The 23,494-nt window shown below is 72.9% G+C and carries 21 protein-coding genes; 12 read left to right on the forward strand and 9 right to left on the reverse strand.

Features of this window, described 5'->3' with window-relative positions; genetic code table 11:
• Window positions 1-90 precede the first annotated feature (90 nt).
• A complete protein-coding gene (locus ACZ7LV_RS35490) occupies window positions 91-1,698 on the reverse strand; it encodes an acyl-CoA synthetase (protein ID WP_471945477.1) in 1,608 nt (535 codons plus the stop codon).
• 196 nt (window positions 1,699-1,894) lie between these two features.
• Here ACZ7LV_RS35490 and ACZ7LV_RS35495 point away from each other — a divergent pair, with 196 nt between their 5' ends.
• The 8 genes from ACZ7LV_RS35495 to ACZ7LV_RS35530 all read left to right on the forward strand — a co-directional run bounded on the left by ACZ7LV_RS35495 (window position 1,895) and on the right by ACZ7LV_RS35530 (window position 8,482).
• Window positions 1,895-2,695 (forward strand): crotonase/enoyl-CoA hydratase family protein, encoded by an 801-nt coding sequence (locus ACZ7LV_RS35495; RefSeq protein ID WP_471945478.1) that lies wholly within the window; start codon window positions 1,895-1,897, stop codon window positions 2,693-2,695.
• 17 nt (window positions 2,696-2,712) lie between these two features.
• The gene (locus ACZ7LV_RS35500; protein ID WP_471945479.1) at window positions 2,713-3,654 is read left to right on the forward strand and encodes a Zn-ribbon domain-containing OB-fold protein; all 942 of its coding nucleotides are present in this window, start codon (window positions 2,713-2,715) and stop codon (window positions 3,652-3,654) included.
• On the forward strand, window positions 3,651-4,700 hold the full coding sequence (locus tag ACZ7LV_RS35505) for a thiolase domain-containing protein (RefSeq protein WP_471945480.1): 1,050 nt from the start codon (window positions 3,651-3,653) through the stop codon (window positions 4,698-4,700). The genes ACZ7LV_RS35500 and ACZ7LV_RS35505 overlap by 4 nt, the downstream gene beginning before the upstream one ends.
• Window positions 4,697-5,863 (forward strand): thiolase domain-containing protein, encoded by a 1,167-nt coding sequence (locus ACZ7LV_RS35510; RefSeq protein WP_471945481.1) that lies wholly within the window; start codon window positions 4,697-4,699, stop codon window positions 5,861-5,863. The genes ACZ7LV_RS35505 and ACZ7LV_RS35510 overlap by 4 nt, the downstream gene beginning before the upstream one ends.
• Window positions 5,864-5,944: 81 nt before the next feature.
• Window positions 5,945-6,187: a DUF397 domain-containing protein gene (locus tag ACZ7LV_RS35515; protein WP_401671060.1), complete on the forward strand. Its 243-nt coding sequence runs from the start codon at window positions 5,945-5,947 to the stop codon at window positions 6,185-6,187.
• A gap of 151 nt (window positions 6,188-6,338) precedes the next feature.
• Window positions 6,339-7,250: a universal stress protein gene (locus ACZ7LV_RS35520; RefSeq protein WP_471945482.1), complete on the forward strand. Its 912-nt coding sequence runs from the start codon at window positions 6,339-6,341 to the stop codon at window positions 7,248-7,250.
• Window positions 7,251-7,278: 28 nt separating this feature from the next.
• The gene (locus tag ACZ7LV_RS35525; protein WP_471945483.1) at window positions 7,279-7,878 is read left to right on the forward strand and encodes an ABATE domain-containing protein; all 600 of its coding nucleotides are present in this window, start codon (window positions 7,279-7,281) and stop codon (window positions 7,876-7,878) included.
• 106 nt (window positions 7,879-7,984) lie between these two features.
• Window positions 7,985-8,482, forward strand: a complete 498-nt coding sequence (locus ACZ7LV_RS35530; protein WP_401671053.1) for a hypothetical protein — start codon at window positions 7,985-7,987, stop codon at window positions 8,480-8,482.
• A gap of 4 nt (window positions 8,483-8,486) precedes the next feature.
• Here the strand turns inward: ACZ7LV_RS35530 and ACZ7LV_RS35535 are convergent, their stop codons facing one another.
• Both ACZ7LV_RS35535 and ACZ7LV_RS35540 read right to left on the reverse strand, forming a co-directional pair.
• Complete coding sequence (locus tag ACZ7LV_RS35535) at window positions 8,487-10,460, reverse strand: N-acetylmuramoyl-L-alanine amidase (RefSeq protein ID WP_471945484.1); 1,974 nt, start codon at window positions 10,458-10,460, stop codon at window positions 8,487-8,489.
• A 262-nt stretch (window positions 10,461-10,722) separates the two neighbouring features.
• Window positions 10,723-11,904, reverse strand: coding sequence for an aminoglycoside phosphotransferase family protein (locus tag ACZ7LV_RS35540; protein WP_471945485.1), 1,182 nt, complete (start codon window positions 11,902-11,904; stop codon window positions 10,723-10,725).
• A 244-nt stretch (window positions 11,905-12,148) separates the two neighbouring features.
• Here ACZ7LV_RS35540 and ACZ7LV_RS35545 point away from each other — a divergent pair, with 244 nt between their 5' ends.
• The gene (locus tag ACZ7LV_RS35545) at window positions 12,149-13,639 is read left to right on the forward strand and encodes a DNA-binding protein NsdB (protein ID WP_471945486.1); all 1,491 of its coding nucleotides are present in this window, start codon (window positions 12,149-12,151) and stop codon (window positions 13,637-13,639) included.
• 11 nt (window positions 13,640-13,650) lie between these two features.
• Here the strand turns inward: ACZ7LV_RS35545 and ACZ7LV_RS35550 are convergent, their stop codons facing one another.
• On the reverse strand, window positions 13,651-15,096 hold the full coding sequence (locus tag ACZ7LV_RS35550) for a PP2C family protein-serine/threonine phosphatase (protein WP_471945487.1): 1,446 nt from the start codon (window positions 15,094-15,096) through the stop codon (window positions 13,651-13,653).
• Between the two features lie 348 nt (window positions 15,097-15,444).
• Here ACZ7LV_RS35550 and ACZ7LV_RS35555 point away from each other — a divergent pair, with 348 nt between their 5' ends.
• Complete coding sequence (locus ACZ7LV_RS35555) at window positions 15,445-15,858, forward strand: SsgA family sporulation/cell division regulator (RefSeq protein ID WP_471945488.1); 414 nt, start codon at window positions 15,445-15,447, stop codon at window positions 15,856-15,858.
• Between the two features lie 28 nt (window positions 15,859-15,886).
• On the opposite strand, the gene ACZ7LV_RS35560 is transcribed toward ACZ7LV_RS35555, so the two are convergent.
• From ACZ7LV_RS35560 to ACZ7LV_RS35570, 3 genes are all read right to left on the reverse strand, one after another.
• Window positions 15,887-16,912, reverse strand: a complete 1,026-nt coding sequence (locus ACZ7LV_RS35560; protein ID WP_471945489.1) for a Gfo/Idh/MocA family protein — start codon at window positions 16,910-16,912, stop codon at window positions 15,887-15,889.
• Between the two features lie 72 nt (window positions 16,913-16,984).
• Entirely contained in the window at window positions 16,985-18,079 is a 1,095-nt protein-coding gene (locus tag ACZ7LV_RS35565; protein ID WP_471945490.1) for a baeRF3 domain-containing protein, read from the reverse strand.
• Between the two features lie 52 nt (window positions 18,080-18,131).
• Entirely contained in the window at window positions 18,132-19,745 is a 1,614-nt protein-coding gene (locus ACZ7LV_RS35570; protein ID WP_471945491.1) for an alpha/beta hydrolase, read from the reverse strand.
• Window positions 19,746-20,048: 303 nt separating this feature from the next.
• Between ACZ7LV_RS35570 and ACZ7LV_RS35575 the strand changes: the two genes are divergently transcribed.
• Entirely contained in the window at window positions 20,049-20,708 is a 660-nt protein-coding gene (locus ACZ7LV_RS35575; RefSeq protein WP_471945492.1) for a chaplin, read from the forward strand.
• A 729-nt stretch (window positions 20,709-21,437) separates the two neighbouring features.
• On the opposite strand, the gene ACZ7LV_RS35580 is transcribed toward ACZ7LV_RS35575, so the two are convergent.
• On the reverse strand, window positions 21,438-21,920 hold the full coding sequence (locus ACZ7LV_RS35580) for a nucleoside deaminase (RefSeq protein ID WP_471945493.1): 483 nt from the start codon (window positions 21,918-21,920) through the stop codon (window positions 21,438-21,440).
• A gap of 169 nt (window positions 21,921-22,089) precedes the next feature.
• Here ACZ7LV_RS35580 and ACZ7LV_RS35585 point away from each other — a divergent pair, with 169 nt between their 5' ends.
• Window positions 22,090-22,866 (forward strand): ArsR/SmtB family transcription factor, encoded by a 777-nt coding sequence (locus ACZ7LV_RS35585; protein ID WP_471945577.1) that lies wholly within the window; start codon window positions 22,090-22,092, stop codon window positions 22,864-22,866.
• 155 nt (window positions 22,867-23,021) lie between these two features.
• Here the strand turns inward: ACZ7LV_RS35585 and ACZ7LV_RS35590 are convergent, their stop codons facing one another.
• A complete protein-coding gene (locus tag ACZ7LV_RS35590) occupies window positions 23,022-23,462 on the reverse strand; it encodes an SPW repeat protein (RefSeq protein ID WP_471945494.1) in 441 nt (146 codons plus the stop codon).
• Window positions 23,463-23,494: the final 32 nt, after the last annotated feature.

The raw sequence follows: 23,494 nt of genomic DNA on the forward strand, positions 1-23,494 counted from the left end.
ACCCGCTACGACAAACGAGCCCGGCACTACCAAGCCCTGGTCACCCTCGCCTGCCTACGACTCTGGCTGACCTGACTTTGCGGACACGCCCTAGGACCTGTCGGCCGCCGTGGCCACCTCCCGGGCCCATCGGTAGTCCGCCTTGCCGCTGGGGGAGCGGCGGATGGTGTCCGTGACGATCAGCTGGCGGGGGATCTTGTACCCGGCGAGGCGGTCGCGGCAGTGGGTCCGGATGTCCGCCAGGGTGGGCTCGGATGCCCCCTCGCGCAGCTGGACGACCGCCGCGACATGGTTGCCCCACTTCGCGTCCGGCACCCCGGCCACCAGGGCGTCGTAGACGTCCGGATGGGACTTGAGGGCCTGTTCCACCTCCTCCGGGTACACCTTCTCGCCGCCCGTGTTGATGCACTGCGACCCCCGCCCGAGGACCGTGACCACGCCCTCCTCGTCGACGGTCGCCATGTCGCCGAGCAGCACCCACCGCTCCCCGTCCTTCTCGAAGAAGGTCTCCGCGGTCTTCGCCGGGTCGTTGTAGTAGCCGAGCGGCACGTGGCCGCACTGGGCGACCCGGCCCACCTCGCCCACGGCCACCCCCTCGCGTGTCGCCGGATCGACCACCCGGGTACGGGAGTTGACCCGGATGCGAAAGCCCCGCCCGGGCCCGGAGTCGTCCGTCGCCGTGCCGTTGAAGCCGGACTCGGAGGAGCCGAAGTTGTTCAGCAGCATCACGTGCGGCAGCAGGGCCAGGAACTGCTGCCGGACAGTCTCCGACATGATCGCGCCGGACGACGACACGCTGAACAGGGCGGAGCAGTCGGTGCCCTTGAGGGGGCCGGAGAGGGCGTCGATCAGCGGGCGCAGCATGGCGTCGCCGACCAGGGAGACGCTGGTGACCCTCTCCTTCTCGATGGTCCGCAGCACCTCGTCGGGCACGAACTTGCGGTGCAGCACCACCCGCTGGCCGAAGCCGAAGCCGATGAACGCCGTCAGCGTGGACGTGCCGTGCATCAGCGGGGGAGTCGGGAAGAACGTGATCCCCGAGCCGCCCGCCGCGACCCGCTCGGCCAGCTCCTGCGGCGCCTTGACCGGCTCGCCCGTCGGCGCCCCGCCGCCGAGGCCCGAGAAGAACAGATCCTCCTGACGCCACATCACCCCCTTCGGCATCCCCGTCGTGCCGCCGGTGTAGATGATGAACTGGTCGTCCCCGGAGCGCGCCGGGAACCCGCGCTCCGGTGAACCGCCGCTCTCGGCCCGCGCGAACGGCACCCCGAGCGGACCTCCGCCTCCCACCCGCAGCAGGTGGCGCACCTGCGGCGTCCTGGGCAGTGCCGCCGCCACCCGGTCCGTGAACTCCGCGTCGAAGACCAGGGCCACCAGATCGGCGTCCCGGTAGAGATGGACCAGCTCCTCTTCGACATAGCGGTAGTTGACGTTCACCGGCACGATCCGCGCCTTGAGGCAGCCGAGCACGGTCTGGAGGTACTCCACGCCGTTGTAGAGATGCAGTCCGAGGTGCTCGCCGGGGCGGACGCCGCTCTCCAGCAGGTGGTGACCGATCCGGTTGGCGGCCGCGTCGAGCTCGGCGTACGTCAGCCGGCGCTCCGCGCCCGTGCCGGGGTGGTCGAGGTACACCAGCGCCTCGCGGCCCGGCACCACGTCCACGACCGACTCGAACAGGTCGGCAAGGTTGTACTCCACCGCTCCTCCTGACCTCGCTGCCCCTCGGTTGCCGGTCATCAGAGCAAAGGGCGGCACAAGTGTGAAGGGTCCGCGCGACAGAAATCTGACTGACTGTCAGAAAACTCTTGAAGCCCCGACGCGCCTGCTGCAACCTGTTCTCGTTCCGGCGTACGAGCCCGAGGCCGGCAGGACGGGGACGACGGGGAGGACGATCATGGGTGGGACCGAACACCTCACCGTGCAGCGCGAAGGCGCCACACTGGTGCTCACGCTCAACCGGCCCGAGGCCAGGAACGCGCTGTCGCTGCCGATGCTCGTCGGCCTCCACGACGGCTGGGCCGAGGCCGACGAGGACGACGCGGTCCGCTCCATCGTGCTCACCGGGGCGGGCGGCGCCTTCTGCGCGGGGATGGACCTCAAGGCCCTGGCGGGCAAGGCCATGGCGGGCGAGCAGTACCGGGACCGGCTCAAGGCCGACCCCGACCTGCACTGGAAGGCCATGCTGCGCCACCACCGGCCCCGCAAGCCGGTGATCGCCGCCGTCGAGGGCCCCTGCGTCGCGGGCGGCACCGAGATCCTCCAGGGCACCGACATCCGGGTGGCGGGCGAGTCCGCGACCTTCGGCCTCTTCGAGGTCCGGCGCGGGCTCTTCCCGATCGGCGGCTCCACGGTCCGGCTGCCCCGCCAGATCCCCCGCACCCACGCCCTGGAGATGCTGCTCACCGGGCGGCCCTACGGCGCCCGCGAGGCGGCCGACATCGGGCTCGTCGGCCACGTCGTCCCCGACGACACCGCACTCGCCAAGGCCCTGGAGATCGCCGAACAGATCAACGCCTGCGGTCCGCTGGCCGTCGAGGCCGTCAAGGCGTCGGTGTACGAGAGCGCCGACATGACCGAGGCCGACGGCCTGGCCGCCGAACTCCGGCGCGGATGGCCGGTCTTCGACACCGCCGACGCCAAGGAGGGAGCCCGCGCGTTCGCCGAGAAACGCCCGCCCCACTACAAGCGCGCCTGACGTCGAAGGAGCCCGGCATGCCCGAAGTCCTCAAAGCCCCCCTGGTCGTCGAGTTCCCGTTCACCCGCTCCCTCGGCCCCGTCCAGAGCGCCTTCCTGACCGGCCTGCGCGAACGCGTCGTCCTCGGCGTGCGCACCGAGGACGGGCGCACCCTCGTCCCACCGGTCGAGTACGACCCCGTGACGGCCGAGGAGCTGCGCGACCTCGTCGAAGTGGCCCCCACCGGCACGGTCACCACGTGGGCCTGGAACCCGGCCCCTCGCCGCGGCCAGCCCCTGGACACCGCCTTCGCCTGGGCCCTGGTCCGACTGGACGGCGCCGACACGGCCCTGCTCCACGCGCTCGACGCGCCCGGCCCCGACGCGGTCCGCACCGGCATGCGGGTCCGCGTCCGCTGGGCCGAGGAACGCACCGGCGCCATCACCGACATCGCCTGCTTCGAGCCGTACGACGGCGAGGCCGAACGGCCGGGCGGTCACACCGGCGAGTTCCAGGACCCGGTCACCGGCATCGTGGCCCACGCCCGGCTCGACTACAGCTACAGCCCGGGACGCGCCCAGACCGCCTACATCGAGGCGCTCGCGGACCGGCGGACCGTCGGCGAACGCTGCCCGTCCTGCCGCAAGGTGTACGTGCCGTCCCGCGGCGCCTGTCCCACCTGCGGCGTCGCCACCGCCGAACGCGTCGAGGTCGGCCCCCGCGGCACGGTCACCACGTTCTGCGTCGTCAACATCAAGGCCAAGAACCTCGACATCGAAGTCCCCTACGTCTACGCCCACATCGCCCTCGACGGCGCCGACCTCGCCCTGCACGCGCGCATCGGCGGCATCCCCTACGACCAGGTCCGGATGGGCCTGCGGGTCGAACCCGTGTGGACCGAGGACGCCCGCTACCCCGACCACTACCGGCCGACCGGCGAGCCGGACGCGGACTACGACGCCTACAAGGAGCTGTTGTGACCCGAGAGATCGCCGTGGTCGCGTTCGCGCAGACCGTCCACCGGCGCACCAGCGACGAGTTCTCCGAGGTCGAGATGGTCATGCCGGTCCTGCACGAGGTGCTGGACCGCACCGGCCTGAAGGCCGCGGACATCGGCTTCACCTGCTCCGGCTCCAGCGACTACCTCGCCGGCCGCGCCTTCTCCTTCACGCTCGCCCTGGACGGCGTGGGCGCCTGGCCGCCGATCTCCGAGTCGCACGTCGAGATGGACGGCGCCTGGGCGCTGTACGAGGCCTGGGCCAAGCTGCTCACCGGCGAGACGGACACCGCCCTCGTCTACGCGTACGGCAAGTCCTCGCCCGGAGCCGTGCGCGACGTCCTCACCCGCCAGCTCGACCCGTACTACCTCGCCCCGCTCTGGCCCGACTCCGTCGCCCTCGCCGCCCTCCAGGCCCAGGCGCTCATCGACGCCGGCGAGACCGACGAGCCCGCCCTCGCGGCCGTGGCCGCCCGCAACCGCGCCGCGGCCGCGGACAACCCCCACGCCCAGCTGCGCGGCCCGGTGCCGCACGGCGACCACGTCGTGAGGCCGCTGCGCACCGGTGACTGCCCGCCCATCGGCGACGGCGCCGCCGCCGTGATCCTCGCCGCAGGGGAGCGCGCCCGCGAGCTGTGCGCGCACCCCGCCTGGATCCGCGGCATCGACCACCGCATCGAGGCACACGGCCTCGGCGTCCGTGACCTCACCGACTCGCCCTCCACCCGCCTGGCCGCCGAGCGTGCCGGCGCCTTCCTGCGGCCCGTCGACACCGCCGAACTGCACGCGCCCTTCACCTCGCAGGAGATCGTCCTGCGCAAGGCGCTGCGGCTCGGCGACGACGTGGCCGTCAACCCGTCCGGCGGCGCGCTCGCCGCCCACCCGATCATGGCCGCCGGCCTGATCCGCGTCGGCGAGGCGGCGGCCCGCATCCACCGGGGCGACTCCCGGCGGGCCCTCGCCCACGCCACCTCCGGCCCCTGCCTCCAGCAGAACCTGGTCGCCGTACTCGAAGGGGGTCCCCGATGAGCAAGGAACCAGTGGCCGTCACAGGCGTGGGCCAGACCAGGCACGTGGCGGCACGCCGGGACGTCTCCCTCGCCGGACTGGTCCGGGAGGCGGCCCGAGCGGCCCTCGACGACGCCGAGCTGACCTGGGCCGACGTCGACGCCGTGGTCATCGGCAAGGCGCCCGACTTCTTCGAGGGCGTCATGATGCCGGAGCTGTACCTGGCCGACGCGCTGGGCGCCGTCGGCAAGCCGATGCTGCGCGTGCACACCGCCGGGTCGGTCGGCGGCTCCACCGCCCTCGTCGCGGCCCAGCTCGTGGCCGCCCGCGTCCACACCACTGTCCTCACCCTGGCCTTCGAAAAGCAGTCCGAGTCCAACGCCATGTGGGGGCTGTCCCTGCCGATCCCGTTCCAGCAGCCGCTGCTCGCCGGGGCGGGCGGCTTCTTCGCCCCGCACGTGCGCGCGTACATGCGGCGCAGCGGCGCGCCCGACACGATCGGCTCGCTCGTGGCGTACAAGGACCGGCGCAACGCCCTGAGAAATCCCTACGCCCACCTCCACGAGCGGGACATCACCCTGGAGAAGGTCCAGGCCTCGCCGATGCTCTGGGACCCGATCCGCTACTCCGAGACCTGCCCGTCCTCGGACGGCGCCTGCGCCATGATCCTCACCGACCGCGCGGGAGCCGCCCGCGCGCCCCGGCCGCCCGCCTGGATGCTCGGCGGCGCGATGCGCAGCGAGCCCACCCTCTTCGCCGGGAAGGACTTCGTCTCCCCCCGTGCCGGGCAGGACTGCGCCGCCGACGTCTACCGGCAGGCCGGCATCGCCGACCCCCGCCGGGACATCGACGCAGCCGAGATCTACGTGCCGTTCTCCTGGTACGAGCCCATGTGGCTGGAGAACCTCGGCTTCGCCGCCGAGGGCGAGGGCTGGAAGCTCACCGAGTCCGGCGTGACCGAACTGGACGGCGACCTGCCGGTCAACATGTCCGGCGGCGTGCTGTCCACCAACCCCATCGGCGCCTCCGGGATGATCCGGTTCGCGGAGGCCGCCCTCCAGGTGCGCGGGCTGGCGGGCGACCACCAGGTCGACGGCGCGCGCAAGGTGCTCGGCCACGCCTACGGGGGCGGCTCCCAGTTCTTCGCCATGTGGCTGGTGGGAGCGCAGCCGCCGGACGCCTGAAAGGTCCCCCTCACGTGGCCTGTCGGCTCTCGGGGCCGATCGCTAGGCTGGCCGCGGACGACGAGTCGGGAGGAGCAGGACGTGGCCGAGACCACCATCCAGCAGCAGCCGCTCAAGGGCTGGGACAAGCCGGAACTGGACCTGAGCAACGCCGAGTGGCAGTCCAGCAGCCGGGGCCGGGGTGATGTCCAGATCGCGTTTGTCGAGGGTTTCATCGCCATGCGCAACAGCGGCCGCCCGGAGAGCCCCTCCCTGATCTTCACCCCCGCCGAGTGGGGCGCGTTCGTGTCGGGTGCCCGGGAGGGCGAGTTCGACCTGACCTGAGCCTCGCCGGCGTGGGCCGGCGACCCGACGGGTGCGCGAGGCGTTCCGCCCGATTTTCCGGACACGCGATCCCGGAGGCATCCCGGGGCCCGGGCCTGGGCGAGGCTGGCCCCGGGACGTGGCGGGTCGCCACTCCGGAGGTGAGGAACCCATGAGCACCCTGCCGGTCATCGCGGCGTTCGACGGTTCGGACGACAGCCTGCGCGCCCTGGACTGGGCCCTCGACGCCGCCCGCGGACGCGGTGCCCCGCTGCGGGTGGTGCACGTGCGGCAGTACGCCGTTCGGATGCCCGCCGACGCCGACGTCGTCCGGCTGCCGGAACCCGAGGACGATCCGGTGCTCGCCCGGGCCCGCGCCCAGGTGGCCGGCGCGCCGGACGTGGAGTACGCGGGGCCCGAGGGCACGCCGTCCACCGTTCTGCCCGAACTGGGCGCCGACGCCCTGCTGTTGGTGCTCGGCTCGCGGGGCCGCGGCGGCTTCGCGAGTCTGCTGCTCGGCTCCAACGGCCTCGCCGCGGCCCGGGACGCCGCCTGCCCGGTCGTCGTGGTGCCCCGGCCCGGCCGGGACGTCGCCGACGCCCCGCCGCAGGAACCAGGGCCTCGGGTGGTCGTCGGGCTGAACGTCGACGGCCCGGACGACGCGACACTCACCTTCGCCTTCGAGGAGGCCGCCCGGCGCGCGGCCCGCCTCCAGGTGGTCGCCGCCTTCCCCTGGCCGCTCCAGCTCTGGGCCGGCGCGGCGGGCGAGCTGCTGCCGACCGGGATCGACCAGGAGGCCGTCGAGAGCGAGACACGCACCCTGGCCGAGGGCTTCCTCGCCCCCTACCGCAGGCGCCACCCCGGCGTCCGGGCGGAACCGCGGGTGACGCCGGGCGACGCCGCCGCCCAGCTCGTCGCGCACTCGCAGGGCGCCGACCTGGTCGTCGTGGGCCGGCACCGCCGCCGGCTGCTCGCTCCGGCCCGCATGATGGGCTCCGTCACCCACGCCGTGCTGCTGCACGCCGCGAGCCCCGTCGCCGTGGTGCCGCCCGCGCCGCCGGAGGAAAGCCGCACCGCGCGCTAATGGCCACCGTGGCCCGTATCATTAGCCCATGCAGGACCCGACCAGCCGGGCCGCCCGGCTCGCGCTCGATCTCGCCCTGACCATCCGGCACGACGGGCACGGCGGTGTCGCCGACGACCTGACCGGCACCGACGGCCTCACCGCCTGGGTGCGCGCCCACCCCGACGTCGTACCGGACGCCGCCGCCTACACCGCCGACGCCGCGACCCTGACCGCCGTCCGTGAGGTGCGCTCCGCCGTCCGGGCCCTGTTCGCCCGCGCCGTGCGCCCCGCCGCGCCGAGCCCCGCCGACGCGACCCGTCTGCTGCCCGTCGCCGAGGCCCTGGCCCGGCTGAACGCCGCCGCCGCCCGCACCCCCACCGTCCCGGTCCTGCTCTGGCCCGACGACGCCGGACCCGTCGTGCGCCACCACCCCGCGCACGGCGAGATCGAGCCGGCCGCGCTGCTCGCGCAGGCCGCGGTCGCCTTCCTCGCCGGCCCCGACCGGCAGCGGCTGCGCGCCTGCCACGCACCGCGCTGCGTGCGCTACTTCCTGAAGGAACACCCGCGTCAGGAGTGGTGCAAGCCGTCCTGCGGCAACCGGGCCCGGGTCGCCCGCCACCACGAACGGCACAAGCGGCCCGCGTAGCCGCTCCGCCGGCCGTGCCACGGCGCGCCGCGGCCCGTCGCCCGGTTCCCCGCGCCCCTCCAGGACACGGCGGCGCCGACGACCTGCGGGCACGTACCATGGCCGCATGTCGTTCCTCCGCCGCCGCAGCGCCACCCCCGCCGGGCCCGACTTCGACGTGCTGGCCATGGACCCGGGCGACTGGCCCGGCAACCTGGGCGCCGGCCTGCTGCCCGCCCCCGACGGCTCGTGCCAGGGCGTCTTCCTGCGCTACGACCTCTTCGGCGGCCGCGGCCCCGCGATGATCATCGGCAACCTCCCCGAGGGCTCCCCGGCCCGCGAGGTCGTCGAGGGCCAGGTCCCGTTCGAGGTGGCCCAGCTGCTGCTGGCCCTGGAGAACGACGAGGAGGTCACCGTCGCCGGCACCGAGGACGTGCCGGTGATGCAGGGCGACAACCTCCTCATCGTGCGTCGGCTGAAGCTCTCCGAGAGCCGGATCTCCTGCGTGCAGTTCGACCGCAGCGACAACGTCCTCGTCACCATCGCCGCCTGGGACCGCCCCATCACCGACGACCTGTACGCCCTGCTGAAGCCGCTCCCGGCGGAGCTTTTCCAGCAGGGCTGAGGCGCTACGACGACAGCTTCACGTCGGCCGCCCGGACGAACGCGACCCGGTGGCCGAACTGGATCTCGTAGTACATGTCCTCACCCCTGACCACCTGATGCCTGTCGGTGGCGAAGGTGACCGCGTAGTAGTACTCGCCGGGCACCTTGTCACCGACGACGTACCGCTGCCCCGCGAGCAGCTTGTACGGCAACGGGGACACCGCCTGGACGGGCACTCCCGCCGGGTAAGCGGACGCCTCCGGGTAGGCGCGGCCGTACACCGGCACGCTGTCCAGCCCGCTCCTCGGCGTGACGGCCAGGCCCTTGGCGGGCACCGCCGTCGGAGCTTTCACCGGGTTGCGGAACCACGCCTTCTGACCGAGGTACCAGATCGCCGTCCACTGCCCCTCGCGTCCGGCCACCGCGTACTGCTGTCCGGTGGAGACCCGTGAGCCGAGGTCGTTGACGCCGGTCGTCGAGTCGCCGCCGCCCGGCCGCAGACCGATGTCCTTGATCAGCGGGTAGGTCTCGCCCGGCCCCGAGTACAGCCGCACCGCGCTCGAACCGTGCGTCGCGCACGGCTCGCCCGCCGTGGCGCAGCCCGTGTACACCGGCCGGTTCGTGGCGTAGTCAGGCAGGATCGTCACCATGCCGCCGCCCGGGCGCGCGGTGGGGCCGAAGGGGCGGCCGAGCAGGTGGAAGTAGTGCCGCCAGTCCCAGTACGGGCCCGGGTCCGTGTGCATGCCGGGGATCGTCGCCGTGGTGGTGCCGGGCACGGTGTCGTGGCCGAGGATGTGCTGCCGGTCCAGCGGGATGTCGTACTTCTTGGCGAGGTACTTCACCAGCCGGGCCGACGAACGGTACATCGCCTCCGTGTACCAGGCGTCCGGAGAGGTCAGGAAGCCCTCGTGCTCCAGCCCGACCGACTTGGCGTTCACGTACCAGTTGCCCGCGTGCCAGGCCACGTCCTTCGCCTTGACGTGCTGCGCGATGTGGCCGTCCGTGGAGCGCAGCGAGTAGTTCCAGGACACGTAGGTCGGATCCTGCACCATGTCGAGGACACCCTCCCAGGCGCCCTCCGTGTCGTGCACAACGATGTAGTCGATGTCCTGCGAGGCCGGACGCCCGCCCAGGTCGTGGTTGCCGTAGTCGCCCTCGCCGAACTCCTCGTACGGTGCCGGGATCCACTCGCAGGAGACGGTCGCCGGGCATTCGGTGCCCTCGGTGGCCGCCGTGCGCAGACCCGCCCCGCGCAACGGCGCGGTGTCGGGGGCGAGTCCGGGCTGCGCGGCCAGGCCGACCCGCTGCCCGGCGTCCGTGCGCCGTTGCAGACCGGCGCGGAGCACGTCGTACACGTCGTCCGCGTATCTCGCCGCCGTCGCCGTGTCGTCGGCGCCCGAGAAGCGGGCCACCGCCCCGTACCAGTCCGCCGGGTCGTCGCTGGGCGGCTCGCCGAGCTCCCGCTGCGCGGCGGCCAGCAGCGCCGCGCCGCCCGCCACGTTGGCCGCCGGGTCGGTGCGCAGGTCCTCGGCGCTGATGCCGGTCAGCTCGGCGGCCCGCGTCAGGGTCCGCAGACGGGCCGGGAGTTCGGCGTCCTTCGGCAGCTTCGCGTCGGGGAGCAGCGCCGGGCGGGCGTCGTCCCCGCGCGGGTCCTCCGAACCCTCGCTGTGATGCGGCGCCGTGGCCAGCGCCGTACGGGCGTCGGTCAGGTGCATCGGTCCGTAGCCGCCGGACACGCTGGGCGCACCGGCGTGCGCGTCCCAGCGGGACTGGAGGTAGGAGACACCGAGCAGCACGCTCTGCGGCACGTCGTACGCGGCGGCGGCCCGCTCGAACGCCTGCTGCAACCGGCCGTCCGCGCTGTCGTCGGGGCCGGCGTCGGACGGGGCCGCGCCGAGCAGCGGCAGCAGGAGCGCCGCGGCGGCGACGGCGCCGGCGCCGCGGCGCGGCCGTCGCTTCCCGGCCGCTCGTCGGGGGTCGGTGGCGAATCCTCGCAAAGCAGCCTCCTGGGACGGTTGAGCGCGATGAGCCGTGCGGGACCGGGCGTGACAGTGGTACCGGCTCTCCGACGATCCGTCAATCATGCGTCCAGGACGGCGATTTCCCCGGTCAGCGCGGGGTGGGGGGAGTTTCGCGGCGGCGGCCGACCGGCCTGCGCGGCGTCAGTGGAGTACACCAATGGGGCCTGTCCGGGCCCCGGCACGACGAAGGTCCGCGGTGCGCCGTTGTCCCGGGCACACCGCGGACCGTCATCCCCCTTCAGCGAGTGCCGACCGCCGCGCGCACGGCCCGGCGGGCCAGCTGGCAGTCGTCGTGCAGCCGCCTCAGGAGCAGCCGCTGTTCCTCGCCGGACGGCGCAGCAGCCGGGTGGGCCGTTCCCGGTGCCGCGGGGGCCATGTCGTGCATCGAACGCTGCACGGCCGTCTCGTACGTACGGATCTCGCGTGTCAGTACGAGCATCAGATTGACCAGGAACGCGTCTCGCGAGGCGGGCCCCGCGGACTGGGCGACCTGGCTGATGTGCCGCCGCGCGCCCGGCGCGTCGCCGAGCACCGCCCACAGGGTCGCCAGGTCGTACCCCGGCAGGTACCAGCCGGCGTGCTCCCAGTCCACCAGCACCGGTCCCGCCGGTGAGAGCAGGACGTTCGACAGCAGGGCGTCGCCGTGACAGAACTGGCCCATGCCCTGCCGGCCCGCGGCGAGCGCGATGCCGTGCAGCAGCTTCTGCAGGTCGCCCAGGTCCCGGTCGGTGAGCAGGCCGAGCTCGTGGTAACGGGAGATGCGGGCCGCGTAGTCCAGCGGCGCGTCGAACGTGCCGGCGGGGGGCCGCCAGGCGTTCAGCCGGCAGATCGCGCTCAGCGCCTGCCGGATGTCCGCGCGCGGCGGTGCCTCCACCGGGTGCCGCTGGAGGGCCGCCGCCCGTCCCGGCATCCGCTCGATGACCAGGGTGCAGTTGTCCGGGTCCGCCGCGATCAACCGGGGCGCGCGCACGGGCGGGCGGTGCCGGACGAACGAGCGGTATGCCGCTATTTCGTGGCGGATCCGCTCGGCCCACGCCGGGGACTGGTCGACTAAACACTTGGCGACGGCCGTACTGCGTCCGGTGGTGCCGACCAGCAGCACGGACCGGCCGCTGCGCCGCAGCACCTGCACCGGGGCGAACTCCGGGCAGATCCGGTGCACCGACGCGATCGCGGTGCGCAGCTGGGCGCCCTGGGGGCCGGACAGGTCGAGTCTGCCGCTGAGCGGTGGGGTGCCGAGCCCCGCGGGGCGTCGCGACCGGCCCGCGCCGAGCACGGGGGCCGTCGGGCGCGGGGGGGCGAGGTAGGGGCCGCCGCCGCCCGGCAGGGGGGGCTCTCCCGGCCTCGAGGAGGCGGGAGCCGCGGGGCGCGGGCGCAGCGGCCGGGGCGGGGCGGACACGGAGGACGATGCTGTGTACATGGGCGAAACAGATCCCTTCGTGTGCCTGCGAAGTCGTCGCACCACCCGCCCGACCGCCCGGGTGCACCCTGGGGAATGCACCAGCCGTATCAAGCAGGCGACCGGGTTGGGGTGGCGCATTCCTACCTGACACCCGATGTCCCGTGGCACACCATCTGGCGCACCCTGGCGAACCCTGGCGAATAGTCGCCCGGCAACTCGCCCCGGGCTACTGTCAACTCAGCCGAGTACCTGGGGGCTTGACGTGAGCGGACAACCCAACACCCGCCTGGCGGACCTGTTCGGCCTGGCCGGCTGGTCCAAGGGAGAGCTCGCGAGGCTGGTCAACAAGCAGGCGGCGGCCATGGGCCATCCTCAGCTTGCGACCGACACCTCGCGGGTGCGGCGGTGGATCGACACGGGAGAGATCCCGCGCGATCCGGTGCCGCGGGTGCTGGCGGCTCTGTTCACCGAGCGTCTCGGCCGTGTCGTGACCATGGAGGACCTTGGTCTGGTCCGGCACGGGCGTGCGGGGAAACGGCGGAGCGGCGGGAATGCGGAGCATCCCGACGGTGTGCCGTGGGCGCCCGAACGGACTGCCGCGGTCCTCACCGAATTCACGGGAATGGACCTCATGCTCAACCGACGCGGCTTGGTGGGCGCGGGTGCCGTGCTCGCCGCGGGATCCGCACTCAGCAGCGCCATGTACGACTGGCTGCACACCGATCCGGCCCTGGCGGCCGACGCTCCCCACTTCGACGACCCCCTGCACGCCGACCCCGCCGGGTTCGACCGCTACGAGGCCGCCCCCATCGGGTCGCAGGAGATCGAGGAACTGGAGCGCTCGGTCGAGGTGTTCCGTGCCTGGGACGCGGCCCGCGGTGGCGGGCTCCAGCGCAAGGCGGTCGTGGGCCAGCTCAACGAGGTGGGCGGCATGCTCGCCTACCGCCACCCACCCCATCTGCAACGGCGCCTGTGGGGCGTCGCGGCCAACCTCGCCGTCCTCGCGGGCTGGATGTCGCACGACGTCGGCCTGGAGCCCACGGCCCAGAAGTACTTCGTCATCGCCGCCCATGCCGCGAGAGAGGGCGGCGACCGGCCCCGGGCCGGGGAGGCGCTCTCCCGGGCGGCCCGCCAGATGGTGCATCTGGGCCGGCCGGACGACGCGCTCGACCTCATGAAGCTCGCCTCGTCCGGCTCGGGGGAGGAGGTGCTGCCCCGTACCCAGGCGATGTTCCACACCGTCGAGGCCTGGGCGCAGGCGTCGATGGGCAAGGGGCAGGCGATGCGCCGCACCCTCGGGCGGGCGGAGGACCTGTTCGTCTCCGACAAGGGGGACGTGCCGCCGCCCAGCTGGATGCAGTTGTTCAACGAGGCGGACCTGTACGGCATGCAGGCCCTGGCCTACCGCACGCTCGCGGAGCACGAGCCGGGCGCCGCGGCGCACGCCCAGCACTACGCGGACAAGGCGCTGGCCCTGCGGGTCGACGCACAACAGCGGTCCAAGATCTTCGACTTTCTGTCCATGGCGTCCGCCTGCTTCATCGCGGACGACCCCGAACAGGCGGACCGGTTCGCCCGTCTCGCCCTCATGTCCATGGGGCAGAACTCCTCGCGCCGTACCTGGGACCGGCTGCGCCAGATGTACCGGCTCACCGCCCAGTACGCCGAGTACCCGAAGATCCAGCAACTGCGGGAGGAGATCAAGCTCGCCCTGCCCAAGCAGAAGGGGAGGGGCACCAGTTCGGCGGTGTAGGTCCCGCTGCCCTATGACGTGAGCTCGGCCGACGTGACCCTGGCGATCAGGACGCATGCGTCGTCCTGCCGATCGGTCGCGCCGAACTCCTCCACGACCATCCGTACGCAGTCCTGTGCGGTCCGGGCCCCGGCGAAGCGCGGGGCAAGGCCGGTGAGGCGCTGCGCCGCGTCCGTCCCGCTGCTCCCGGGCACCAGGCCGTCGGTGTGCAGCAGAACCAGGTCGCCCTCTTCGAGGGTTTCCTCGGCCTCGCCGTAGGCGGCACCCGAGGTCGCGCCGAGCAGGACGCCGTCCGGTGCGTTCCACCTGCGCCCCGTCCCGTTGCGGAACAGCAGCGGGGCGGGGTGTCCTGCCTGCGCCCACACCAGGGTGCGGGTCTCGGGGCGGTAGCGGCAGCAGACGGCGCTGCCCAGGACCGGCTCGACGGTGGTGTCCAGCAGGTGGTTCAGCCACGCCAGCAGCTTGCCGGGCCGGGTGCCCGCCATCGCCATGCCGCGTACCGCGCCGAGCAGCATCGCCATGCCCGACGTCACGGCGACGCCGTGGCCGGTGAGGTCGCCGACGCTCAACAGCGTTTCGCCCTCCGGCAGTTCCATGGCGTCGAACCAGTCGCCGCCGATCGGCTCGCCGGGCGACGCGGGCAGCCGTCGGGCCGCCAGGTCCAGGCTGTACGGGCCCCCGGGACGCGGGAGCCGCAGGGAGCCGTGCCACGGCGGCAGCACGGTCTCCTGCGGCTCGACCGCCGGCCGGTGCTCGGTGCGTGCGGCGTCCGGCGGTCGCAGGAGCGAGTCACGGGTCTCGCTCACCGCCCGCTGGCTGCGCCGCAGTTCGCTGACGTCGCGCAGCACCGCCCACATCGAGGCGGTGCCGCCGTCGGCGCCGAGCACGGGCTCGCCCATCATGTGCACGGTCCGGACCTCGCCGTCCGGCCGTACGATCCGGAACTCGCCGTCGATGCGCTTGGCGTCGACCAGGCAGTCCGTGACCATCGAGGTCAGCTGCGGCCGGTCCGCGTCGAGGACCAGCGAGGGCAGCTCGTCCAGGGTGAGCGGGGGAGCGGCGGCGTCGCGGCCGAGGATCTCGTACAGCTCCCCGGACCAACTGGCGTGGTCCGTGAGCAGGTTCCACTCCGCGCTGCCGACCCGGCTGAGCAGCGACTCGCCGCGTGCCGTGGGGACCGCTGCCGGTGGCCGCGCGGCTTCCGGGCTCCCGGTGACGGGGGGCGGGCCGTCGCGCAGCTGTGCCAGATGCTCGTCGAGGTCGTTGAGTTGGTGCAGCGCGAGGTCGTAGAGTGCGCGCTGCCAGCGGTCCCGCGGGTCGGCGTCGTCGGTGCGCGCGTCCCGCCGCACGGCGTCCATGTCGCCCTTGAGCCGTCGCGCCTGCGATATCAGCGCTTCGACCGTGCCGCGTCCTGGCGGTGGGGCGGCTGGGCGGTCCGCGGAGAGATGGGACGGCATGACGCACTCCGATGCGGGGACGGTACGACAAGGCTGGCGGTGGGACCGTTACGACTGTTGCACAGCGCGCGACGCCCTGTAAGGGATTTGGCAACACACGATACGGTGGTGCTTCTGGCATATGCCAGCGTCTTCCAGGACTGCTCGCGGCGTAGCCGGAGCCTAGGCGCCGTGACGGTCAAGTCGTAGGGCGCGTACGTGAATTGACGGGTTCTCGGCCCTTTCGGGTCGCGCCCGAATGAGTGTTCGTCGCATGGATGTTCCAAGGTGTACGTGAGAGGGCGCACCGCGCTCGTAAGAGAACCGGCATGGAACCGGCCGCCCTCTCGCCGCAGTGGAGACCGAAGCATGGACATCACCCTCCAGCAGCCCGCCCGCGCCCGGCTGATCACGGCGGAGGAGCGGGAAGTTCCCGTCCCCGTCACCCTCCGCTACCTGTCCGCCGACCCCCTCGCGGTGCACTTCGACTTCCCGCCCGAGTCCTGCCTCGACGGGGAGGCGCTCAGCTGGACCTTCGCGAGAGCCCTGCTTCAGGAAGGGGTGCGGGGACCGGCGGGCAGCGGCGACGTGCACATCTGGCCGTGCGGCAGGGCCCTCACGGTGCTGGAGTTCCACTCGGCGAGCGGACTCGCGCTGGTCCAGTTCGACACCTCGGCGCTGCGCCGCTTCCTGCTGCGCACGTACGCGGTCGTCGCGGCCGGCCAGGAGGACGTCGGCGCGGCCCTCGATCGGGGGCTGGACTCGCTGTTCGACGGGGTCTGACCCGGGCCCGCGGGCCGTGCCGTCCGGGTCAGCCGCCGTCACCCGCGTACAGCTCCGGACGCGTGGCGAGGCCGACGGTGACCCGGTCGCCCCCCTCCAGGGCCCGCACCCCGGCCTCGGCGACGGCGGAGGCCGCGTAGCCGTCCCAGGCGCCCGGGCCGGTGACCCGGCCCCGCCGGGTGGCGTCGACCCAGTCCTGCACCTGGCGGTCGTAGGCGTCCGCGAACCGTACGAGGTAGTCCTGCGGCACCTCCTCGCGGGCTCCGCCCTCCGCGGTGACCAGCAGGGTGTGGCCCTCCCCGATCCGGGCGCTGCCCGACTCGCAGACGGCCTCGCAGCGCACCTGGTAGCCGAAGCCGCAGTTCACGAAGACCTCGACGTCGACCACGGCGCCGCCCGCCGTCTCGAACAGCACGAACTGCGGATCGAGCAGACCCTCGGGGGCGTTCGTGCTGGACCGGGGGCGCAGCACCGTCACGGCGGTCAGCTCCTGGCCGAGCAGCCAGCGCGCCGCGTCGATCTCGTGCGAGACCGAGCTGTTGACCAGCATCGCGCTGGTGAAGCCCGGGGGCGAGGAGACGTTGCGGTGGACGCAGTGCAGCATCAGCGGGCGCCCCAGCCTGCCGCTGTCCAGCAACGACTTCAGCTGCCGGTACTCGGCGTCGTAGCGCCGCATGAAGCCGATCTGCGCGAGCCGCCGGCCGAGTCGCGCCTCCGCCTCCACCACCCGCAGCGCCCCCTCCGACTCCGGCACCATGGGCTTCTCGCACAGCACCGGCAGACCGCGGGCGAAGGCCGCGAGCAGTGCCTCCTCGTGGGCGGGGCCGGGGGAGGCGACCAGTACGGCGCCGACGCCGGGCGCGTCCAGTGCCGCCTCCGCCTCCGCGTGCACGAAGACCCCGTCGATCCCGGCCGCCGCCTCCTTCGCGCGCTCCGGGTCCGGGTCGGCCACCGCGGCCACCCTGGCGCCGCTCACCACACGGTCCAGCCTCCGTATGTGATCGGCTCCCATGTGTCCCGCGCCCAGCACCGCCACGCCCAGCAGCTCACCCACGAGCGCCCTCCCTTGTCGCCGGATGTCCCGGCGTAGCGTAGGCACAAGGGCGCGGGCACCGTCAGTGGCGCGTCAGTAGCGCAGCACCCCCGCGATGCCGTCGGCGTCGGCCAGGGTCCCGTCCGGGACGAAGCGGACGTCGGCGCCGGTCTCCAGGCACTGCTCCACGATCTCGTCCACGATGTCCTCGCGGGCGTCGAGATCGCCGCCGGAGGCCGGGACGAGGTGGTCGCCGTCGTCGCGCACGGTCACGCGGTAGTTCTCCTCGACGGCGAGCAGCCGCACCCGCGCCTCCCGGGCGTTCTGCCAGACCTCGTCGACGCCGGCCGCGAACTCCTTGCGCCCGCGGGCCGATTCGAGTTCCTTGGTCACCGTGTCGATGGTCCGCAGGTCCTCGGCCTCGACGATGGCCCCCACCGCCTGCCACACGGCCTCGGGGGTGCCCTGCGCGAGTCCGCCGTGGGCGATGTGCAGGGCCCGCCGCGCGGCGTCCCCGACCTCGTCGAGGCAGGACAGCGCGGCCTGCTCACCGGTCACGTACAGCGGCCGTGGGCGGTCCCGCAGGATCGCGCCGACCGCGGTGTCGGCCTCCCGCAGGAAGTGCCGGGTTCCCTCGTCGCGGAAGGTGCTCGGCATGTCGCCGACGCGTTCCAGGCGCTCGGGATCGAAGTTCTCCGGCCTGCGGACGAGCGGGAAGCCCCCGCTGCGCTCCTCGGCGACGCGCCCCCCGCCGCCGTTCCACAGGGTGGCGCGGTCGGCGGAGACCGACAGCACCCAGAACGGCCGCTCGGACACCTGTGCGGAGACCAGGTTGCGGGTGAGGAAGGTGTCGGAGAGCACCACCCGCTCGGGCACGGAACGGCCGAGCGACCACACCTGGTGCTCACCAGGGGCGGCGAAGATCACCAGGCCGTCCTCGGAATGGGTCAGATCGACCTCGCCGAGTGCCTGGTCGAGCTGGGCCGCCACATCGGCGCGCCGTTCCCGGGTCACCGCGGGATCGGCCTCCAGCTGCCTCTTGGCCTCGGACACCACATTGCGCAGCCGGACCCGGTCCTGCGCGTTGTACGGCTCCCTGCGGTGCGTCGGCGTCAGCACGGAGACCGCCGGGTAGGGGCGCGGGCGGCGCAGCTCGGACAGGGTCGTGGGACTGAGTGCGTGCTCCATGACAGCACCATAGGACCGATTCGCGTATCAGGCATTTGGGGCAATGCGCTCCTCACGGCGAGGCGCCCGCGCCGTTCTCGGAACCGCAGGAGCTACCGCTCGGCGGCAGGGTGCCGTACAGCAGGAAGTCGTCCACCTTGCCGCGCACGCACTTGGACGACATGTAACCGGTGTGGCCCTCGCCCTTGTTGTCGAGCAGCACGGCCGACGGTCCCAGCCGCTTCGCCGTCTGGACGGCCCAGCGGTACGGCGTCGCCGGGTCGCCGCGGGTACCGACCAGCAACATCTTCGGGCCGTCGACGTCCTTCACCTCGTCACGGATGAAATCGGTGCCCTTGGGGCGGCCGTAGCACAGCAGGACCTGGGTGAGTCGGAACGGGCCGAAGACCGGCGACGCCGCCTCGTACGCGGCCCGCAGCCGGCCGAGGTTCCCGGTGATCTGCCGGGCCGTGGGCCGGTCGGGGTCGTCGGCGCAGTTGACCGCCATCAGCGCGGCCGGGAGGTTGTCCAGGGGAACGTTCTCCTGGTCCACGAGCCCGCCCTCGGCGGACGGCGAGTCCTCCTGGCGGCCCTGGCGCGCTCCCGCGGCCGCGAGGCCGCCGGTGGCGAAGGCCTCGACGCCCTGGGTGTCCCCGTCCTCCACCAGCGAGGCCAGCGCGCGTTCGAGCGACGGCCACATGTCTCTGCTGTACAGCGCCTGGCTCAGCGCACCGACCAGGTCCTGACCGGTGAACTCGCCGCTGAACGCGGTCGGGACCGGATCCTCGTCCATCGAACGGACCAGGCGCACGACCTCCTCGCGCGCGACGCGCGCGTCCTGGCCGAACGGGCAGGCGATGTCCTTCACGCACCAGTCGATGAAGTCGTCCAGCGCGGTCTGCTGCCCCGCGGCGCCCGCCACGCCCTGCTTCACGAGCGACTCCGTCAGTGTGTCGACGCCGTCCAGCGCCATGCGGCCCACCTTGTCGGGGAACTGGGCCGCGTAGACGGCGCCGAGGCGCGATCCGTAGGAGAAGCCGAGGAAGTTGAGCTTGTCGTCGCGGAGCGCCTGACGGATGACGTCCATGTCCCGGGAGACGTTGATCGTGCCTATGTGCGGCATGACGGGCCCGGAGTGCTTGGCGCACTCCTCGGCCGCCCTCTTCAACTGCCGCAGCACCGCGTTCGGATCACGCAGCGTCTCGTCGGTCCCGGCCGTGACCTCCGCGCCGGCGGAGGGGCTGTCGCCGCAACTGACCGGCGAGGAGCGGCCGACGCCCCGCGGATCGAAGCTCACCACGTCGTAGCCGTCGGTCAGGGCCATGAAGTCGTCACCGCTGTGGGCGAGTTCGCTGACGCCCGGGCCGCCGGGACCGCCGAAGTTCAGCAGCAGCGAGCCGCGCTTGTGGCCGCTGGCCCGGTACCGGGCGACTGCCAGGTCGAGTGTTCCGGCGGCCGGGCGGGCGTAGTCCAGGGGGACCGTGACCTTCCCGCACTGCAGATCGCCGGAGACCGTCCCGCCCTCGCACTTCTTCCACACGACCTTTTGCCGGTAGAACCGCGTCAGGTCGGGCTGTGAGTCGTCCGTGGCTGTCGCCGGCACGCCGGCGCCCAGCATCGCCAGGCCGATGGCTCCGGCGACCGAGTGGCGTCGTACCGCGCGCAGCGGTGACGGCTTGGCCAGCATCGATGCCTCCAAGGGGCCCCGCGGGGGACCGGTGAACGGCGCCCTCGCCCACGATAAGCGGCCCTCGCGACAGCCGCCTCCGGGGCCGGTACGGCGTCAGGAGCCGCTCTCACCTGTTCGGCTCACACGTCCGGTACGTTCGGTTACGGACTGTGTGCAGGGGTTCGGATGGCTTTACTGCCAGTTCGACAAACGTGTCACTCGGTGGGGTGAAAGGCGGATAAGCCATAACTCGGATGGTTCACCTGCGTTTTATCCGGTGCGGGTGAGTGCCCGTGACCTCGTCTGGAAGGCAGGGACCCCATGAAACGGGTTACCCGAAACGGTGTGATCGCCGTCGCCGCCGCGTCCGGCGCGATGGCTGTGACGTTTCCGGCGTACGCGGACTCCGCGGCCGACGGAGCCGCGGTCGGCTCGCCAGGGCTGATCTCCGGCAACACCATCCAGCTCCCGGTGCACGTCCCGGTGAACGTGTGCGGGAACACCGTGAACGTGGTGGGGCTGCTGAACCCCGCCGCGGGCAACCGCTGCGCCAACACCGGCGACGCCACGAAGGGATCCGGCTCGGGTTCCGTGGCGGGCGGGGGCGCGTCCGCCGAGGGCAGCGGAAAGGATTCGCCCGGCGTGCTCTCCGGCAACGGGGTGCAGCTCCCGGTGGATCTGCCGGTGAACGTCACCGGCAACAGCGTGAACGTCGTCGGCATCGGCAACGCGGCCGTCGGCAACGAGTCCGAGAACAGCGGCGGCCCGGTCCGCCCCGAGGAGCCGACGCCGCGACCGTCGACCCCGCCGAAGGCCCACCCGGCGCCGAAGCCGACGCCTCCGCGCGTCACGGAGCCGACCACGTCCGGCCTCGCGGAGACGGGCGCGGACGCGACCCTGCCGACGGCGATCGGCGCCTCCGCGCTGGTGCTGGGCGGGGCGGTCCTGTTCCGCCGCTTCCGCCCCGACGCGGTGCGCTGACCGTTCCGGCCCCGAGGCCGCCGTGGCCCGGAGGGCGAGTACCACCGGGCCCGCGCCCCCTCGCGCCCTGATGAAGACCGCGGGCCGACGGCCCGGCGGCTCCGTGGCGGGCCCTGGGGCCGTGAGCGTCGCTTGTGGTCGGCGCCCGGGCCGGTCTGGCGTGTGTTTCCTGCGGGCGCGGGTTCGCCCGTCGGCCGGCCCAGGGGTGGGCTTTTGCGGTGTGACCGCCGGTCCGGTCTGGCGTGCGTTTCGTGCGGGCTCGGGCTCGGGCTCGCTCGTCGACCGGCCCAGGGGTGGGCTTTGCGGCGTGACCGCTGCCTGGCCCGTATCCGGTCCGGTCTGGCCCGGATCTCCCCGCGGGCCCGGGCGGCGACCTCGCGCGGCCACGGTCGGTCGGCTCCGGGTGGTCTTCCGGGACGCGAGTGCTCCCGGGCCCCTGCCGGTCCGGGCGCGGGTCTCCGGCCCCGCGGGGTCGCCCGTCCAGGGGTGGCTGCGCCCGCCTGGCCCCCGGGCGGGCCGGGGCGTGAGGTCGCCGCGTTCCTCGCCCTCGGCGCGTCAGCCGCGAACGCCGCCGCCCAGGAGGCGGCGGCGTGGGCACGTGGCCCGTTCGGGCGCGGGTATCCGGCCCCGCGGGCTCGCCTGTCGCCCCGGCGCGACTTGCGTCGCGGGTCGTCGCTCGGCGCGTGCGGGATGTCGGCCCTCGGTGGCATGGCCGAGGGGCCCGGGGTGTCAGGAGCGGGCGCGGTGGAAGCGGTGGTGCAACTCCCGGATCTCATCGGTGAGCTCGGGGACCGGACCCTCCACGATGACGCCCGGCGCCACCTCGTTCACCGGCAGTGTCCGTACCGGCGGCGCCGGTACCCCCAGCTCCGCCAGCCATGAGACGAGCTGCTGCGAGGACGCCACGTACACGATGCGTCCGAGACCCACCCAGGCGTGCGCGGCCGCGCACATCGGGCAGTGCTCACCGGACGTGTACACCGTCGCCGTCGCCCGCTGCTCCGGCGGCAGATGCTCCGCTGCCCAGCGCGCGAGTGCGAACTCCGGATGCCGGGTGCGGTCGCCCGAGGCCACCCGGTTGCGGTCCTCGGCGAGCACCGAGCCGTCCCCGCCGACCAGCACCGAGCCGAACGGCTCGTCCCCGGCGTCCAGTGCCTGGCCCGCCAGCTCGACACAGCGGCGCAGATGCGGCAGCTCGGCTTCGCTCACCATGCGGGATCTCCCCTTCCCTCTGTTTGTTCCTCTGTTGCCGTCCGTTCCATCGGCGGGTCCAGTCCACACCCCGTTGGGGGTTCGCCGCCTCCTGGGACGGTCTCACATTGACATGCAGGCAATTGCCTGCATAACGTGGAGTGTGCGATCAGAAGACGACGACTTCCGGATGGACAGGGTCTTCAAGGCCCTGTCCGACGAGACCCGCATGCGCCTCCTGGACCGGCTGCACGAGGAGAACGGGCAGACCCTGGGCGAACTGTGCGAGCGCATCGCGATGACCCGCCAGTCGGTGACCCAGCATCTGGCCGTCCTGGAGGACGCCAACCTGGTGAGCACGGTGCGACGGGGCCGGACGAAGTTGCACTACCTGAATCCGGTGCCGCTCCACGAGATCCAGGAGCGGTGGATCGACAAGTTCGAGCGCCCGCGCCTGCGCGTGCTCGGCGCCGTGAAGCGACAAGCCGAGGAAGCCATGACCGACAAGCCCACGTTCGTGTACGTCACCTACATCGAGAGCACCCCGGAGAAGGTCTGGGACGCGCTCACCGACGCCGACCTCACCGCCCTCTACTGGGGGCACAGCAACGTCTCCGACTGGCGGCAGGGCTCCCGCTGGGCCCATGTGCGCACGGACGGTTCCGGCGTCGCCGACGTGGTCGGCACCGTCGCCGTGAGCGAGCGTCCGACGCGCCTGGTCACCACCTGGGCGGCGCCCGGCGACGAGGGGGGCGAGGACGACGGGGCCGGCCGTTCGCGCGTCACCTTCGACATCCGGGCGCACGGTGACATCGTCCGCCTGACCGTCACCCATGAGGACCTCGCCGACGAGGCCGAGCGTGCCGACGCGGCGTCCGGCTGGGCGGCCGTGCTGTCCAACCTCAAGTCGCTGCTGGAGACCGGCAGTCCGCTGCCTCAGGAACCCTGGCTGGTCCCCGGCCCCTGAGCCACGGAAACGGCAGGCACGGAAACGGCAGGCACGGAAACGGCAGGCACGGAAACGACAGCCACGGAAACGGCAGCCACGGAAACGGCCGGTCCGCCAGGCATGGCGGGCCGGCCTCGCTGCTGTCTCATCGACTCCCTTCCTGTCGGGGATACCTACGGCTTGGGGACGCTCTTCGCTGCCGTACCGGCGCACACCAGGCCCAGGATCACAGCCAGGGCGCCGATGATGACGTTGTTCCAGACGACACCCGCGTCCGGGTTCGAGCCGACGATCCACGGCGAGATGATCATCCACACACCCAGCGCGCACATGGCCCAACTGAGGCCGTACATGCGTTCGGGTGCCCGTGTGAACCCGAGTGCCAGCAGGCCGATCGCGATCCCGATGATCAGGTTGTGGGTCGTGAGTGCGGCTTGGCTGGTGGCGTAGTGGACCACCCAGGGAGATACGGCACAGTACAGACCGAGCAGGAACACCGGTCCGTCCACGAGTGCCACATCACGGCCGCCGAGCATGCGCGCGTAGCGGGCCCGCATCTCGTAGGCGTCGGGGTGGCTGGACATGTCACCTCTGGTGGGCTGGACGTTGGCCATGACTCGTCTCCTTCTGACTTCGCTGGCCAGAC

Source organism: Streptomyces sp. NPDC107562 (assembly GCF_055657325.1).

Excerpts from the sequence above, each read along its gene's own strand:
- ACZ7LV_RS35495 (WP_471945478.1), top strand. The coding sequence starts at position 1,895 with ATGGGTGGGACCGAACACCTCACCGTGCAGCGCGAAGGCGCCACACTG.
- ACZ7LV_RS35500 (WP_471945479.1), top strand. The coding sequence starts at position 2,713 with ATGCCCGAAGTCCTCAAAGCCCCCCTGGTCGTCGAGTTCCCGTTCACC.
- ACZ7LV_RS35510 (WP_471945481.1), top strand. The coding sequence starts at position 4,697 with ATGAGCAAGGAACCAGTGGCCGTCACAGGCGTGGGCCAGACCAGGCAC.
- ACZ7LV_RS35520 (WP_471945482.1), top strand. The coding sequence starts at position 6,339 with ATGAGCACCCTGCCGGTCATCGCGGCGTTCGACGGTTCGGACGACAGC.
- ACZ7LV_RS35525 (WP_471945483.1), top strand. The coding sequence starts at position 7,279 with ATGCAGGACCCGACCAGCCGGGCCGCCCGGCTCGCGCTCGATCTCGCC.
- ACZ7LV_RS35530 (WP_401671053.1), top strand. The coding sequence starts at position 7,985 with ATGTCGTTCCTCCGCCGCCGCAGCGCCACCCCCGCCGGGCCCGACTTC.
- ACZ7LV_RS35540 (WP_471945485.1), bottom strand. The coding sequence starts at position 11,904 with ATGTACACAGCATCGTCCTCCGTGTCCGCCCCGCCCCGGCCGCTGCGC.
- ACZ7LV_RS35550 (WP_471945487.1), bottom strand. The coding sequence starts at position 15,096 with ATGCCGTCCCATCTCTCCGCGGACCGCCCAGCCGCCCCACCGCCAGGA.
- ACZ7LV_RS35555 (WP_471945488.1), top strand. The coding sequence starts at position 15,445 with ATGGACATCACCCTCCAGCAGCCCGCCCGCGCCCGGCTGATCACGGCG.
- ACZ7LV_RS35565 (WP_471945490.1), bottom strand. The coding sequence starts at position 18,079 with ATGGAGCACGCACTCAGTCCCACGACCCTGTCCGAGCTGCGCCGCCCG.
- ACZ7LV_RS35570 (WP_471945491.1), bottom strand. The coding sequence starts at position 19,745 with ATGCTGGCCAAGCCGTCACCGCTGCGCGCGGTACGACGCCACTCGGTC.
- ACZ7LV_RS35575 (WP_471945492.1), top strand. The coding sequence starts at position 20,049 with ATGAAACGGGTTACCCGAAACGGTGTGATCGCCGTCGCCGCCGCGTCC.
- ACZ7LV_RS35580 (WP_471945493.1), bottom strand. The coding sequence starts at position 21,920 with ATGGTGAGCGAAGCCGAGCTGCCGCATCTGCGCCGCTGTGTCGAGCTG.
- ACZ7LV_RS35585 (WP_471945577.1), top strand. The coding sequence starts at position 22,090 with ATGGACAGGGTCTTCAAGGCCCTGTCCGACGAGACCCGCATGCGCCTC.
- ACZ7LV_RS35590 (WP_471945494.1), bottom strand. The coding sequence starts at position 23,462 with ATGGCCAACGTCCAGCCCACCAGAGGTGACATGTCCAGCCACCCCGAC.